Here is a 14,493-nt window from a genome sequence, read left to right on the forward strand (position 1 = left end):
GAGTACGACGCCGGAGGCGCGCTTTCCGCGGAGAGTCAGCCCTGCGCCGACTCCCGCCATTCGTCCTCCAGCATCGCGTACACCAGCTCGGTGGACCATTCGCCCTTGAACCACTCGTTCTGCACCAGCCTCGCCTCGAGCCGCATCCCGAGCCGCTCGACCACCCGGGCGGAGGCTGTGTTCCTCTCATCCAGGCGTGCCACGATGCGGTGCAGCCCCAGATCCTCGAACCCGAGCCGCAGCAAAGCGGCCGCGGCCTCCGTGGCGTAGCCCAGACCGGTCGCCTCGGGGGAGAGGATGTATCCCACCTCGCCCGAGCGATGCTCCGCGCTGTGCCAGAAGAGCACGGCGTCCCCGACCAGCCGCCCTGTGCCGCGTTCCTCGAGCGCCAGGGTGAGGGACTGCCCGGGTTCGGTGAGCTCGGTCCGGCCCCACCGTCCGGCGATCCGGTCCGTGATGTCCGCGCGGCTCAGCGGGCCGTAGGGGACGAAGCGCACCACCTCCGGCCGGGACTTGTAGAGCAACATGGCGTCGATGTCGTCGGTGGTCATGGGCCGCAGCAGGAGACGGTCCGTGTGGAGGGGGTATTCGGGGCTCAGCACAAGCACCATGCTAGGCCCCGGACAGAGACCCGGCCCGGAAGGCGGAGGTCACGACCTCACGAGCGTGATCGCCTGGGCGCGGTCTCGCACGGCGAGCTTGGCGAAGAGGGAATTGATGTGGGTCTTGACCGTCGAAACCCCCAGGAAGAGCGCTGCGGCGATCTCACCGTTGCTGAACCCTTCCGCCACGAGTGCCAGGACCTCCGCCTCCCGCCGCGTGAGCTGAGGGAACCGTGTCTGGAGGGCGCCGGCGTCGTCGGTCGTCCGGGGAGGATCCGCCGGTGAGGCGGTCGGCGTCCCGTGAGTGAGCGCGCCGAGCAGCACGGCGCTCACTTCCGGCGCGAAGGTCGACTGCCCGCGCGCGACGGCGCGGACGGCGGCGGCGAGCTCCGCCCGGCCGGCGTCCTTGGTGAGGTAGCCGCGGGCGCCCGCCGTGAGAGCCCGGAGGATCGACTCGTCATCGGCGAAGGTGGTGAGCACCAGGACCGCGGTATCCGGGGACTCCGCCGCGATCCTCCGCGTGGCCTCCACACCGTCCACACCCGGCATCCGGAGATCCATCAGGACCACCTCGGGGCGCAGTTCAGCGGTCAGGGCCACGGCCTCGGAGCCGTTCGAGGCCTCGCCCGCCACTTCAAGTCCGGGGACCAGGCGCAGGACGGTGACCAGGCCGTCCCGGACGATCGCCTGGTCGTCCGCCACCAGGATGCGGATCACGGGTTCGTCCATCACAGCACCGCCTCGGCGGTCACGACGAAGCGGTCGCCCCGCACTCCGGCCCGCGCGGCGGAGCCCCGCCCCAGAGCGTCGAAACGTTCCCGCATCCCGATCAGCCCGTAGCCTCGCTGCGCGGGATCTTCCGACAGCGGCCCGGTGTCGGCGAGCGGGTTGGAAACGGTCAGAATCACGGTGTCATCCTGCCAGTCGAGGCCGGCCCGGACGGGCTGGCCGGGGGCGTGTTTGCGGACGTTGCTGAGTGCCTCCTGGAGCGCTCGGAGCACCGCGTCGGCGGCATCGGCGCGGAGCGGACGCTCGGCGCCGCAAACGGAGAAGTCCACCACTCCGCCGAGGGAACGATGGGCCTGGAGGAGACGCTCCACGCCATGGGTGAAGGACTCTCCGGGTCCCGGTCGGGCGGCAGGATCGGCCCGGGCGGGGTCACGCAGCGTCGCGACGGCGCGGCGGGCCTCGCCCAATCCGTCCGCCGCCAGACGCCGCGCCGCCGCCACCCGCTCCGCGGCCGCCGTCCGGTCGCCGGACTCCAGAAGCGCCTCCGCAGCGTCGAGCTGGATGACCAGGCCGCCGAGGCTGTGCGCCAGCACATCGTGCAGATCGCGGGCGATCGCCACCCGCTCCGCTTCCTGGCGCATCGCTGATTCGCGTTCCCGCAGCAGGGCGGCCTGAACTTCCGCTGTACGGAACTGCCGGCGGCTGTATCCGCCGACCGCCGCAAGCAGCACGCCGCCCATCATGGTCAGGGTGTCGGGGACCTCCGTGGGGTATGCGACCGCGCCCAGGGCGATCGCTCCGCCGCTGAGGACCGCGACGGCGGTGCCGTAGCCGAGTGGCACACCGACCGTTCCCAGCACCGCGAGGGTGCCGATCGCCGCAGGCACCACCGTGAGTCCGTGCGTCGCGCCGGCCGCGAGTCCACCGCTGAGAGCGGCCAGCGCTCCCAGCGCGGCGGCGAGCCGTTCGCCGCGCGGGAACAGCGCGACGAAGCCCCGCAAGGCCCAGCTCACCACCGCGACCGCCGCCAGAACGGCGGCCCACAGCGGTCGCGCCGGATCTCCTCCGGACCACAGCGCGTACCCGACGGAGACGGCCCCCAGGAGGTTCAGCACCGCGAAGGTCCCTCCGGGCCGGCTGGTGGTCATCATGACACCATCATGCTCCAGCTCAGCGTGCGGCGGTGACCGTGGCGGGGAGCGCGGCGATCCGCTGCGCGAAGACGAAGGTCCGCGCGGCCCGGTTCGCGGCGAGCATCAGCAGGATGACTCCTGTGGACATCGCCACATGGGACCCGCCCCATGACGCGAGAGCATCGATTCCGACCCGCACCCCCAGGACCACGAACCAGAGGACCAGGCCCCAGGCGCCGGTGCGGGACTCGAAGGTGGCGATCGTCTTGCCATCGCGGCCGACAGGCCGTGGCGTCGCGAGCGGACGGAAATGCGCCAGACGGCCCATCCACGCCCCGATACCCAGAGAGATGGTGAGCTCGCACACGAGCACTCCGAGATCCAGGGGCGTGAGCGCGGCGGGGGAGGTGGTCCTCGCCAGCAGGGCGATGCCGATCACCCCCATGATCAACGGGGTCCGCCACAGGGTGGCGATCGCGAGGGGCCGCCAGGTCGTCTGCCGGTAGCCGATCCAGCCGATCAGCGCGAGGGCGAGGAGAGCGTTGCCGAGCATCTGCAGGGACATGGCCGTGCCTTTCGGGTTCTGTGCCGGCAGCTCTTGCCGGTGATTCAAGCCTTTCGTTTCCGGGGCCCGGACGGGACCATCCCAGGGTGGAACGGTGGGTGGAGATCCGAGGTGGAGGCGGACGTGCTCGACTGCGAGGATGGTCTTATGGCTGAGACTTTCGAAGAACTGATCGAGCTGGGCGGGACCGCCGACGTCAGCGGCTGGGACTTCGCCTGGCTGGACGGCCGGGCCACCGAGGAACGGCCCGCCTGGGGGTACGCGGGCCTGCTGGCCGAGCGGCTGGCCACGGCCTCGGCATCCCTGGACATCCAGACGGGAGGGGGAGAGGTGCTGGCGCAGGCTCACACCTTCCCGCCGGTCGCGGTCGCCACGGAGTCCTGGCCACCCAATGTCGCCAAGGCCACCGCGTTGCTGCATCCACGCGGCGTGGCGGTGGTGGCCGACCAGGATGAACCACCACTGCCTTTCGCGGACGGAGCCTTCGACCTGGTCACCAGCCGCCACCCGGCCTCCATCCACTGGGAGGAGATCGCCCGGGTGCTCCGTCCCGGTGGCGTCTACTTCGCCCAGCACGTCGGACCGGCCAGCGTCTTCGAACTGATCGAGTTCTTCCTCGGGCCACAGCCGGAGGCTCGTCGGGGACGCGATCCGGAGCGTGAAACCGCCGGTGCCAGGGCCGCCGGGCTCGAGATCGCCGATCTGCGCACCGCCCGGCTGCGCATCGAGATCCGGGATGTGGCCGCCGTCGTGTATCTGCTGCGCAAGGTCATTTGGTGGGTCCCAGGGTTCACCGTGGAGAAGTACCGGGACCGCTTGCGGGACCTCCACGAACTCATCCAGGCCGAGGGGCCGTTCGTCGCCCACTCCACACGGCACCTGATCGAGGCCCGCAAAGCCTGACATCGCCCGGCACGGGGTGCGGGATGAGGCCGCGCCGGGCAGAATGCTGTTCATGACGTCTTTCCGCCTCCCGGGCGTGCCCGATGAATTCCGGTCCCTTCGTCCGGTGGACCGCGACGTGGAGCTCGACGACGGCGCCGTCACCCTCCGCGCGGACGCGGGAGACGATCTCTTCAACAGGCCCGGCACGGAGTCGGTGGTGCACAGCGCCACGGTCTTCGCGCTCCCGGTGGAAGGCGACTTCACCCTGGAAGCCGAGGTGGAGGTGGACTTCCGGGAGTGTTTCGACTCCGCGGTGCTGGTGGGATATCTCGATGGCCTGCACTGGTTCAAGCTCTGTGCCGAGCTCGACGAACTGGGCCGTCCGCGGATCATGTCCGTGGTGACCCGGGACCGGTCGGACGACGCGACCGGCATCCACCTTCCCGCTGGGCCTGTGCGCCTGCGGATGTCCCGGGTGGGCACGATGATCAGCCTGCATCACCGGGCGGAGGACCGCTGGGAGCTGGCACGGTACTTCGGGTTCCCCCTCAGCGGCGCGGAGGGCGGACTGAGAGCCGGACTGGCGGTGCAGTCACCCCGCGGAACGGGTACTACGGCCATCTTCCGCGACGTCACGCTCCGGGCCTCGGGCATCACGGAGGTCCGGTCCGGCGAATAGGCCGGGCCCAGGAGGAGCGACGATGACGCAGCACGAAACTCAGGAGACCGGCCCGGGGACGCAGGAGCCGCTCACCACCGATGTCCTGATCATCGGCGCCGGGCCCACCGGCCTCATGCTGGCCGTCTGTCTCCAACGGCTCGGGGTTCGGTTTCTGCTGGCGGACCGGAAGCACGGACCCACCCGTGAATCGCGGGCGCTGGCACTGCAGGCACGCAGCTTGGAGATCTACGATCAGCTCGGGCTCGTGCAGCGTGTCCTGGCCCAGGCGGCCCTGGCCCCGGCGATCGCCCCGGGCTTCCGGGACACCCCGTTGGCCACCGTGAGTTTCGGCTCGCTGGGCAAAGGCGTCACCCCGTTCCCGGGCATCCACATCCTGGAGCAGAGCCGCAATGAACGGCTCCTGGTCGCCGCACTGGAGGAGCGAGGTGACTCCGTTCTCCGGGGTCACGGGCTGCGCGGTCTGGAACAGCATGATCGTGGGGTCACCGCACACCTGGAAACGGACGACCGTGTGGTGCGGCGAGTGGACGCCCGCTTCCTGATCGGCGCCGACGGTGCGTCCTCCGCGGTCCGGGAGCTCAGTGGCATCCCGTTCGACGGCGTGACGAATCCGGACACCTTCTACGTCGCGGACGCGCGGGCCGTCACGGGACTCGTGGACGACGCGGTCAACCTGCGCTTCAGCGCCGACGACTTCCTGCTGACGTTCCCTCAGGGGGCGGTGGGGCATCACCGGCTGATCGGCGTCGTCCGCACACCGGAGGGTGAGGGGGTGACCGAGGAGGCGACGCGGAGCACGCTGTCCAGGGAGTTCGGCGTCGCCTACGGGGACTCCACCTGGTTCTCCACCTACCGGGTCCATCACCGGGTGGCCGGCCGCTTCCGCTCCGGCGCCGTGTTCCTCGCCGGGGACGCCGCTCACGTGCACTCACCGGTCGGCGCCCAGGGCATGAACACCGGGATCCAGGACGCACACCATCTGGCGTGCGCGCTCGCCGAGGTGCTCCTCGGAGGCTCCGGCGATGAGAGGCTCGACCGTTACGAGGCCGAGCGGCGGCCGGTGGCACTCCGGCTGGTCCGGACGACCGACCGGCTCTTCAGCGCCGTCACGGCGGACTCGTCCTTCGCCCGCACCCTCCGCGCCGCGGTCCTGCCCCGGGTCCTGCCGCTCCTGGCGCCGATCCTGGGCAGAGTGCTTCCGCGCGTTGCCCGCCGGGCGAGGCTGTTCGAGTATGTCTCGCAGATCAGGATCCACTACTGGATGACGCCGGACGCGCGACGGCGGGCCGGGGGCCGCCGGGGCCGGCTGATCGGGCGGCGCCTGGCCTGGAACGAGGACAATTTCGCAGTGCTCCGCAGCATGGACTGGCAGGTGCACGTCTATGGTGACTCCGACGAGCAGTCACTCGATCGCATGCGCCGGGAGAGCCGCATGCCGGTGCATCAGTTCGGCACGGTGCGGAATCCGAGACTCGCCGGAGGACTCGCGGTGCTCGTGCGGCCCGACGGGTTCGTCCTGGACGCGCGGAGGCTGCCCGCCAGTGTCGCCGACTGGGCCGTCCACGCGCCACGGGGCCGCGATGTCAGTGAGCCTCCACCTCCGAGGGACTGATCGCCGTCACCAGGAGAGCACTGATGGGCAGGCGGAGTTCCCCGGACCCGAAGCGCTCCGTCAGCTGCGCGGTGACCGCATCGAACAAGCGGTCCGCCTCCTCGGGGCCGTCGACCTCGAGGTAGTTGTTCGTCGGCGTCCCGAACAGGTGGGACCGTGCGATGGCGCTCGCCGTCGTGACGCCGCTGAGGTGGCCGATGGTCCGGACCTGGACCGACGAGTAGCCCGTCTCCTCCAGCTCCCTGGTCAGGAGCGGAGGATCGGCCAGAGAGAACGGCACGCGTTCCAGGAACGACGCGGCCTGGTTCTGTCCGAGTTCCTGAAGCGCACTCACGATCGAGCGGGGCACGGGGTTGTGATCGAGGCTGTCCCAGACGGTGAACGCGAGAAGTCCTCCGGGTTCGAGGACCCGGGCGGCATCGAGATAGGCCTGCTTCCGGTCGGGGAAGAACATCACTCCGAAGGCGCAGGCCAGGGCGTCGAAGGATCGGTCGGGGAAGGGCAGGTTGAGCGCATCGGCCTGGCGCCATTCCAGCGTCGAGGAGGCCGGCTGCACGGATTCCGCGCGCGCGAGCATCGCGGGGTTGAGGTCGGTGGCGGTCAGGTGAGCCTGGGGAAGCGCTGAGGCCAGTTCACGGGTGACGACGCCGGTTCCCGCCGCGGTTTCCAGGACTCTGGCGGGCGCTGAGGCCGCCACTGCGGACGCGAGATCGCGCGCGTAGTCCTGGAACATCAACGGCACCAGGATCTCGTCATAGACGGTGGGGATCGAACCCACGAATTCCTTGTCCTTGGCATTCATGATCCATTGTCCCGCCGCTGAGGCGGCGGGACCAGAGCACGGCGGCCCGAAAACAGTGTGTGGAAGAAGTGTGTGGAAGAAAAGTGTGCGGAGCCGGCCTCAGCCCTGGTGTTTGCTGATGAGTTCGCGCACGGTCTCCGCGGCCTGCTCGGGCGATGCTCCGCGGGCGACGGCGATCCCCACCAGGTACGTCGTGAGCGGACCGGCCGGGCGGGTGACGCCATGTGCGGCGTCGCGGGTCAGGTCCAGGAGGAGACCCGTGGGGACCTGAAGGTCTCCCAGGTCCAGGGCGGCGCTCAGATCGGTGACCCAGGCGTCCAGGTCGGCGGGGGTGGAACTCATGTCAGGTGTCCTTTCGGTGGTTTCGGCTGTACTGATCTCCACGGCGCCGGCTTTCACGGTGCCGGTCGATGCGTGCTGTTCGCGATACTGCTCCACTGCGGCCCAGGTGTCCAGGTCCAGTGAGGCATCGGCCATGTCCGGAATGGTCCGCAAGGTGAGCGGGGCGAGCAACTGGCGCAGGGCGGCGTGTTCGACGTGACCGAGGGATTCCACGGCCTGGACCAAGGCGGCGATCCGGTAGCGGCCGGCCAGCCACTGAGCGCGTCCGTCCGCGTCGGCCAGGACCACGGCATCCGCTCCCTCGGGGATCGGGACGTCGTCCAGAGCTGCCACGATCCGTCCGGCGCGGGGCAGATCGCACGCCAGCACCCATGCCTCGGAGTCCGGGGCGAGCGGGGGCGAGCCCGCAGGCAGATCCGCCAGCGCCCGGAGTGCGGCGGCGAGGGCGGCCACGGGGCCACCGAACGCGGGCTCTTCGCGCACCACAGTCACGCCGGGCCGCGCGAGGCTGTCGGGACCGACCGCGATCACGGGTTCACAGTCCGTGACGGCGGCGTAGACGTGATCGACCAGCCGTCGGCCGTCGACTTCCACGGAGGCCTTGTCGGCGCCGCCGAGCCGCGAGCCACGGCCGCCGGCCAGGATGATCGCGGCGCGCACCGTCATGGGCGCCCCGGCCCGACGGCCAGCACCGACACCGGGTCTCCTGCGCGGATCTCCTCCACGCCGTCGGGGATCACCACGAGGGCGTCCACCGCGGCGGGCGCGATCCGCGGGTGCGACGATGCGTCGCGCCGCCGGAGGGAGGGAAGCACCTGGTCGCCGTCGAGGACGGCCGGGAGGACCTGGGTCTTGTGGCGGGGGCTGTGCCAGCCGATCGCCGCCGGGCGCACCAGGCGGGGGCGATCCAGCTCCCGGTGTCCGGCCAGGGCGCGGAGAGCGGGCCGCACGAACAGCTCGAAGGAGACCGTCACGCCCACCGGGGTGCCGGGCAGGCAGAAGACCAGCGTGCCGTCGTCGAGCGTTCCGAAGCCCTGCGGCTTGCCGGGCTGCATCGCCACGGGGCCGAAACGGATCTGGCCCATGCCGTTGAGGAGTGCTTTGACGACGTCGAACGCGCCGACACTCGCGCCCCCGGACAGGATGACCACGTCGCTGTCCACGGAGTCGAGAGCCCGGCGCAGGGTCTCCACGTCGTCGTGCACGGTGAGGACCGAGGCGAGTTCCGCGCCGGCGTCCTGGAGGGCCGCGGCCAGGTAGACCGAGTTGGACTCCGGGATCTGGCCCCGGCGCGGAGTGGCCTCCGGCGGGATGAGTTCCGATCCCGTGGAGATCACCGTCACCCGGGGACGAGGATGGACCAGGACGGTCGCGGCGCCGGCCGATGCGAGGGCGGACAGCTGCAACGGGCCGAGCACCGTGCCGGACGGCACGGCGACGCTTCCGGCTTCCGACTCCTCACCGGCCCGGCGGATGTGGGCTCCGGGCGCCGCCTGCTGGAGCACGGTGATCCACTCGGGCGGCGTCGGGCCCACCGCCGTGCCGAGATCGGTCTGTTCCAGAGGCACGACGGCGTCGGCGTCGCCGGGGACTGGAGCCCCGGTCATGATGCGCGCGGCTTCCCCCGGCCCCAAGGGTGGGTCCAGTTCGGTTCCCGCTGGCAGGTCCGTGACGACGCGGAGCCGTGATCCTTCGGTGGCATCGAACAGCCGTACGGCATAACCGTCCATCGCGGAGTTGTCGAAGAGGGGGATAGGCCAGCGATTGAGCACGTTTTCGGCCAGCACCAGGCCGCGCGCCGCGGCCAGCGGAACACGGACGGGAGGCAGTGCCCCGGCGCTGGCGAGAACCCTGGAACGGTGCTCTTCCACAGTGATCACGGGCGTTCCGCCCGCACCGCGGCGCGGAGCCGCCGGTCGCGTGTCCGGCCGCGGGGGAGACGCTGGGCAGGACGGGATTCGGAGGGGTGGGGGCGTGGCATGCGACCATGCTAACGCGAGCCGGAGGGTGGTCCGCCGCCCGGATCGGGGAGTGTAGCCTTGGCTCCGTGGGTCAGATCACGAGACGCCGTCCGCTGTTGAAAATCGTCCTGGGCGAGGAACCCCGCCGCAGGATCGACACCCTTGCGGTGGAGGAGCCGCTGGAGATCAGGGTCGCTTCGTCGCCCCTGGCTGTCACCATGCGCACTCCCGGCCACGACGTCGAACTCGCCACCGGTTTCCTCGTCTCCGAGGGCATCATCGCCGACGGCGGGGACATCCGGACCGCCATCCACTGCGGGGGACCCGGGACGGGCGGCGAGGAGAACACGTACAACGTGCTGGACATCGCGCTGGCCCCTCATGTGGCCCCGCCCAGCCCGGATGCGGCGAGGAACTTCTACACCACGAGCTCCTGCGGAGTGTGCGGCAAGGCGAGCATCGAGGCGGTGGAGACCGTCTCCCAGCACGACGTCTCCGTCGACCCCGTCACCGTGGAAGCCGCACTGCTGGCCACGTTCCCGGACCGCTTGCGCGAACGGCAGGCCGCGTTCGAGAAGACCGGCGGGTTGCACGCCGCGGCGCTGTTCGACGCCGCCACCGGGGAGCTGCTGGTGGTCCGGGAGGATGTGGGCCGGCACAACGCCGTGGACAAGGTGGTGGGCTGGGCCGCCCAGAACGGCCGTCTGCCTCTCACGGGCACCGTGCTCCAGGTTTCGGGGCGCGCCAGTTTCGAACTGGTCCAGAAGGCGGTCATGGCCGGCATCCCGGTCCTGGCGGCGGTGTCCGCGCCGTCGTCGCTGGCCGCCGAGCTGGCCGAGTCGATGGGGCTGACGCTCGTAGGCTTCCTGCGGGGCGCCTCCATGAACGTCTATGCGGGGGCGGAACGGATCCTGACCGGCTCGGTGGAGGCTGCCGCCGTGCACGCCGGTTCCTGAACGGTCAGGCCGAACATTCGCATTGACAATCGCTGACATCTGAACTGTTATTCACGTCATAGAAACTGACCGCAAGCGGAACGTATCCCCGGGCCGGACGTTCCGGGTGGCAGGAGTTCAGATGAGCGTGCTCGACCGTGAAGCCACGATCGCACCACCCACTTTCAACCGCTGGCTCATGCCGGCCGCCGCCTTGGCGATTCACCTGTGCATCGGGCAGGTCTACGCCTTGAGCGTCTTCAAGACGCCCTTCATGCAGCGATTCGGCGCCGGGGACCTCGCCGTCGGATGGGTGTTCTCCCTGGCGATCGTCGTGCTCGGCCTGTCCGCCGCGGTGGGCGGGACCTGGGTCGAGAAGGCGGGTCCGCGCAAGGCGATGGTGGTGGCCGGGACCTTCTGGGTGTCGGGCTTCTGCGTAGCGAGTCTCGGCATCGTCACCGGGCAGCTGTGGCTCCTCTACCTCGGCTATGGCGTGATCGGCGGCATCGGCCTCGGTCTCGGGTACATCTCCCCGGTGTCGACCCTCATGAAGTGGTTCCCGGACCGTCCCGGACTCGCCACAGGCCTGGCGATCATGGGCTTCGGCGGTGGCGCCCTGATCGCCAGCCCGGTCTCGGCGGGGCTGCTGAGCGCCTACGGCGGCGGCTCCGGCCCCGCGAACCTCGTCCAGGGGCTCGCGCCGACCTTCCTGACACTGGCCGCCGTCTACGCGGTGGTCATCGCGATGGGCGCCTTCGTGATCCGCCTCCCGCATCCGGGCTGGACGCCGCCCGGGGGACCGGCCGGAGCCCCGCGTCGCACCATGGTCGCCGCGCCGGCGGGTGTCTCGGCGGCGAACGCGGTGAAGACCCCCCAATTCTGGCTGCTCTGGACCGTGCTGTTCTGCAATGTGACGGCCGGCATCGGCATCCTGGAGAACGCCTCGCCGATGATCCGCGACTACTTCCCGCAGATCGACGTCGCATCGGCCGCGGGATTCGTCGGTCTGCTGTCCCTGGCGAACATGGCGGGCCGGTTCGTCTGGTCCAGCGTCTCGGACTACCTGGGACGCAAACGGATGTACATGGCCTACCTCGGCGTCGGCCTCGTGATGTACGCGGTCATCGCGGCGTTCGGCGGCGGCAGCCTCGTCGTGTTCGTCCTCGCCACCCTGGTCATCCTGTCGTTCTACGGTGGTGGGTTCGCGACGGCGCCGGCGTATCTGCGGGATCTCTTCGGGGTGTTCCAGGTGGGCGCCATCCATGGCCGCCTGCTCACGGCGTGGTCCGCGGCGGGCGTGGCCGGCCCGGTGATCGTCAACGCGGTGGTGGAGCATCGCACCGCCGAGGGGGCTCACGGCCCCGAGGTCTACACGACCTCCTTGCTCATCATGGTGGGCGTCCTGGCCGTGGGATTCGTCGCGAACCTGCTGATCAAACCGGTCGCGGCCCGGTTCGCGGAGCCGGTCCCCGCGGCGTCCGCTAAGGACACCACAGAGAACGGCACGACGACGGCGCGTGGCCGGTCGGCCGGGCAGGCAGGCGGGGTGCACACGGTCGTCGCCACGGTGCTGAGCGCCGTCGTGATCCTCGCCCTCGGCTACGGGCTGACGCAGGTGACCCTCAAGGCGCTCGCCCTGTTCTCCTGAGCCGCCCACCCGCCACGTGGGTCGGGAACGCCGACGTGATCGATCATGACGCGGCCCTCATGGAACCGGCATGCTCCGAGGGGTAGCCTCAGAGCATGCCGGACAGATTCGATGATGTGAAGTCCCTCGCGAGTGCCCTTCTCCCGGGCGCCGCAGCCCGACACGAGGCGAAGGACATCGATGAGGCGTCCCTCGTCGTGGAGCCGCGAGAGCGGTCCGCCGTGGGGGTCCCCGCCATCACGCACGCCATGGAGCACAGCCTGAGCCAGATGGGTCCCGTGCGCACGGTGCAGACCCTGCTCGGGATCAACCAGCCCGAGGGTTTCGACTGCATGAGCTGCGCGTGGGCCGACCCGGCGCCGGGGGAGCGCAGCCACTTCGAGTTCTGCGAGAACGGAGCCAAGGCCGTCGCCGCCGAGGCCACGCGCAAGCGGGTGCGCCCCGAACTCTTCCAGCAGCACACCGTCGCGGAGCTGGCCCGGCATGACGACCACTGGCTCAGCGGCCAGGGACGTCTGACCCAGCCGCTGTTCAAGGACGTCGACTCCGAGCACTATGTGCCGATCGGCTGGGACGAGGCCTTCTCGATCATCTCGGACCAGCTCGCGGCGCTGGACAGCCCGGACCAGGCGACCTTCTACACCTCCGGCCGCACGAGCAATGAGGCGGCGTTCCTCTACCAGCTGTTCGTCCGCGGCTTCGGCACCAACAATCTGCCCGACTGCTCCAACATGTGCCACGAGTCCTCGGGCACGGCACTCACCGAGACGATCGGCATCGGCAAGGGCTCGGTGTCCCTGGAGGACCTGGAACAGGCGTCCCTGGTGCTGGTGGTGGGCCAGAACCCGGGAACCAACCATCCCCGGATGCTCACCGCGCTGGAGAAGGTCAAGCGGGCCGGTGGCACGATCGTGGCCGTCAACCCTCTACCGGAGGCTGGGCTCATCAGATACCGCAATCCTCAGAAGGTGCGCGGCGTGCTCGGGTCGGGCACGGCCCTGGCGGACCACCACCTCCAGATCCGGCTCGGTGGAGACCAGGCCCTGTTCCGCGGCTTCGGCAAGGTACTCCTGGAAGCCGAACGTGCAGGGGAGCGGTCGCCCGGTCTGAAGACCGTCTTCGATCACGATTTCATCGCGGCGCACACCACCGGTTTCGAGGACTGGATCGCCCGGTTGGAGGAAACGGGCTGGTCCGACATCGAGGAGGCCACCGGGATCCCGGAGGCCCGGATCCGGGAGATCGGCGGACTGCTGCTCACCTCCGACCGGACCGTGGTCTCGTGGGCCATGGGGCTCACACAGCACCGGCATTCGGTCCAGACCATCCGGGAGGTGGTCAACGTCATCCTCGCCCAGGGGAACATCGGACGGACGGGGGCCGGGCTCCTGCCGGTCCGCGGGCACTCGAACGTCCAGGGTGACCGGACCATGGGCATCTTCGAACGCATGCCGGAGTGGTTCCACGACGCGCTGGACTCCCGCTTCGGATTCCAGAGCCCGCGGCGGCACGGCCACGACGTGGTCGACTCGATCCGCGGGATGCGCGATGGCCGGATCCGGTTCTTCATGGGTATGGGCGGGAACTTCGTGAAGGCCGCGCCGGACAGCGCCGTGACCGAGGCCGCGCTCGCGTCCTGTGAGCTGACCGTGCAGGTCTCCACCAAGCTCAATCACTCCCACTTCCTCACGGGCAGGAGGGGCTTGATCCTCCCGACCCTCGGCCGGACCGACCGCGATCTGCAGGCGACCGGTCCGCAGAGGGTGACGGTGGAGGACTCCATGAGCATGGTGCACGCGTCCCAGGGCCGCCTGGAGCCGCCGTCGTCGGAGCTGCTGTCCGAAGTCGCGATCGTGGCGAGGCTCGCGCTCGCGGTGCTGTGCGGCCCGGACGGCCGGGCGAAGCCCGGCACTCCGCAGATCGACTGGCGGACCGCCATGGACGACTACCGGACCATCCGTGGGCACATCGAGGCGGTCCTGCCCGGTTTCGGGAATTTCGAGGAGCGCATCGACGTGCCCGGCGGCTTCAAGCTGCCCCACGGCCCACAGGATTCGCGGACGTTCACCACCACGGATGCAAAGGCCCACTTCACGGCCTCGGAGCTCGACTGGATCGCGGTGCCGGACGGCTGCCTGGTCCTGCAGACGCTCCGCTCCCACGACCAGTACAACACCACCGTGTACAGCCAGGACGACCGCTACCGCGGCATCCACGGTGGGCGCCGCGTGGTCTTCCTCAATGAGGCCGACTGCCGGGACCTTGGCGTGCACAACGGTCAGTTCGTGGACCTGGTGTCCGTGTGGAGCGACGGTGTGGAACGTCGGGCTCCGCGGTTCCGGGTCGTCGAGTACGACACCGTCAAGGGTGCCGCCGCGGCGTACTATCCCGAGACGAACGTCCTGGTTCCGCTCGACTCCCAGGCAGTGGGTTCGGGGACTCCCGCCTCGAAGTCGGTGGTGGTCCGGCTGGAGCCGAGTCCTGTCCAGAAACCACTGGAACCCCTGGCCGAGCTCGGTTTCTGAACGGTACGGCCTGATGATCTCGCAGGGGTGACGGCCTGTGCCGGTGAAGGTGGCCCGGCACGGCGTCGGACG

General features: G+C 70.1%; 13 protein-coding genes. 6 read left to right on the plus strand and 7 right to left on the minus strand.

The features are described 5' to 3' along the window. Positions 1-35: 35 nt before the first annotated feature. The 4 genes from AB4Y75_RS15890 to AB4Y75_RS15905 are packed head-to-tail and all read right to left on the minus strand — an operon-like array spanning position 36 to position 3,029. The gene (locus AB4Y75_RS15890) at positions 36-602 is read right to left on the minus strand and encodes a GNAT family N-acetyltransferase (RefSeq protein WP_441436849.1); all 567 of its coding nucleotides are present in this window, start codon (positions 600-602) and stop codon (positions 36-38) included. Between the two features lie 48 nt (positions 603-650). Continuing rightward, the gene (locus AB4Y75_RS15895; protein ID WP_441436850.1) at positions 651-1,331 is read right to left on the minus strand and encodes a response regulator; all 681 of its coding nucleotides are present in this window, start codon (positions 1,329-1,331) and stop codon (positions 651-653) included. Further along, positions 1,331-2,482 carry a sensor histidine kinase gene (locus AB4Y75_RS15900; RefSeq protein WP_441436851.1) on the minus strand — a complete coding sequence of 384 codons (1,152 nt, stop codon included), beginning with the start codon at positions 2,480-2,482 and terminating at the stop codon, positions 1,331-1,333. The genes AB4Y75_RS15895 and AB4Y75_RS15900 overlap by 1 nt, the downstream gene beginning before the upstream one ends. A gap of 19 nt (positions 2,483-2,501) precedes the next feature. Then, complete coding sequence (locus tag AB4Y75_RS15905) at positions 2,502-3,029, minus strand: hypothetical protein (RefSeq protein ID WP_441436852.1); 528 nt, start codon at positions 3,027-3,029, stop codon at positions 2,502-2,504. A gap of 147 nt (positions 3,030-3,176) precedes the next feature. Between AB4Y75_RS15905 and AB4Y75_RS15910 the strand changes: the two genes are divergently transcribed. Genes AB4Y75_RS15910 through AB4Y75_RS15920 form a run of 3 tightly spaced genes read left to right on the plus strand, consistent with a single transcriptional unit; the run spans position 3,177 to position 6,208 of the window. After that, positions 3,177-3,932: a class I SAM-dependent methyltransferase gene (locus tag AB4Y75_RS15910; protein ID WP_441436853.1), complete on the plus strand. Its 756-nt coding sequence runs from the start codon at positions 3,177-3,179 to the stop codon at positions 3,930-3,932. Between the two features lie 52 nt (positions 3,933-3,984). After that, a complete protein-coding gene (locus tag AB4Y75_RS15915) occupies positions 3,985-4,593 on the plus strand; it encodes a DUF1349 domain-containing protein (protein ID WP_441436854.1) in 609 nt (202 codons plus the stop codon). A 22-nt stretch (positions 4,594-4,615) separates the two neighbouring features. Next, positions 4,616-6,208 carry an FAD-dependent monooxygenase gene (locus AB4Y75_RS15920; RefSeq protein ID WP_441436855.1) on the plus strand — a complete coding sequence of 531 codons (1,593 nt, stop codon included), beginning with the start codon at positions 4,616-4,618 and terminating at the stop codon, positions 6,206-6,208. Here AB4Y75_RS15920 and AB4Y75_RS15925 read toward each other — a convergent pair. From AB4Y75_RS15925 to AB4Y75_RS15935, 3 genes are all read right to left on the minus strand, one after another. After that, on the minus strand, positions 6,180-7,010 hold the full coding sequence (locus AB4Y75_RS15925) for a class I SAM-dependent methyltransferase (RefSeq protein ID WP_441436856.1): 831 nt from the start codon (positions 7,008-7,010) through the stop codon (positions 6,180-6,182). The two genes, AB4Y75_RS15920 and AB4Y75_RS15925, sit on opposite strands and share 29 nt — an antisense overlap. Before the next feature lie 99 nt (positions 7,011-7,109). Then, positions 7,110-8,018: an NTP transferase domain-containing protein gene (locus AB4Y75_RS15930; protein WP_441436857.1), complete on the minus strand. Its 909-nt coding sequence runs from the start codon at positions 8,016-8,018 to the stop codon at positions 7,110-7,112. Continuing rightward, positions 8,015-9,232 carry a molybdopterin molybdotransferase MoeA gene (locus tag AB4Y75_RS15935; protein WP_441436858.1) on the minus strand — a complete coding sequence of 406 codons (1,218 nt, stop codon included), beginning with the start codon at positions 9,230-9,232 and terminating at the stop codon, positions 8,015-8,017. The genes AB4Y75_RS15930 and AB4Y75_RS15935 overlap by 4 nt, the downstream gene beginning before the upstream one ends. 167 nt (positions 9,233-9,399) lie before the next feature. Between AB4Y75_RS15935 and fdhD the strand changes: the two genes are divergently transcribed. From fdhD to AB4Y75_RS15950, 3 genes are all read left to right on the plus strand, one after another. Continuing rightward, entirely contained in the window at positions 9,400-10,269 is an 870-nt protein-coding gene (fdhD, locus tag AB4Y75_RS15940) for a formate dehydrogenase accessory sulfurtransferase FdhD (protein WP_441436859.1), read from the plus strand. A gap of 121 nt (positions 10,270-10,390) precedes the next feature. Continuing rightward, complete coding sequence (locus tag AB4Y75_RS15945) at positions 10,391-11,896, plus strand: OFA family MFS transporter (RefSeq protein WP_441436860.1); 1,506 nt, start codon at positions 10,391-10,393, stop codon at positions 11,894-11,896. A 95-nt stretch (positions 11,897-11,991) separates the two neighbouring features. Continuing rightward, the gene (locus tag AB4Y75_RS15950; protein ID WP_441436861.1) at positions 11,992-14,421 is read left to right on the plus strand and encodes an FdhF/YdeP family oxidoreductase; all 2,430 of its coding nucleotides are present in this window, start codon (positions 11,992-11,994) and stop codon (positions 14,419-14,421) included. Positions 14,422-14,493 lie beyond the last annotated feature (72 nt).

Origin of the sequence: Arthrobacter sp. RAF14 (genome assembly GCF_052114185.1) — a bacterium.
In the GTDB taxonomy this organism is placed as follows: Bacteria; Actinomycetota; Actinomycetes; order Actinomycetales; family Micrococcaceae; genus Arthrobacter_E.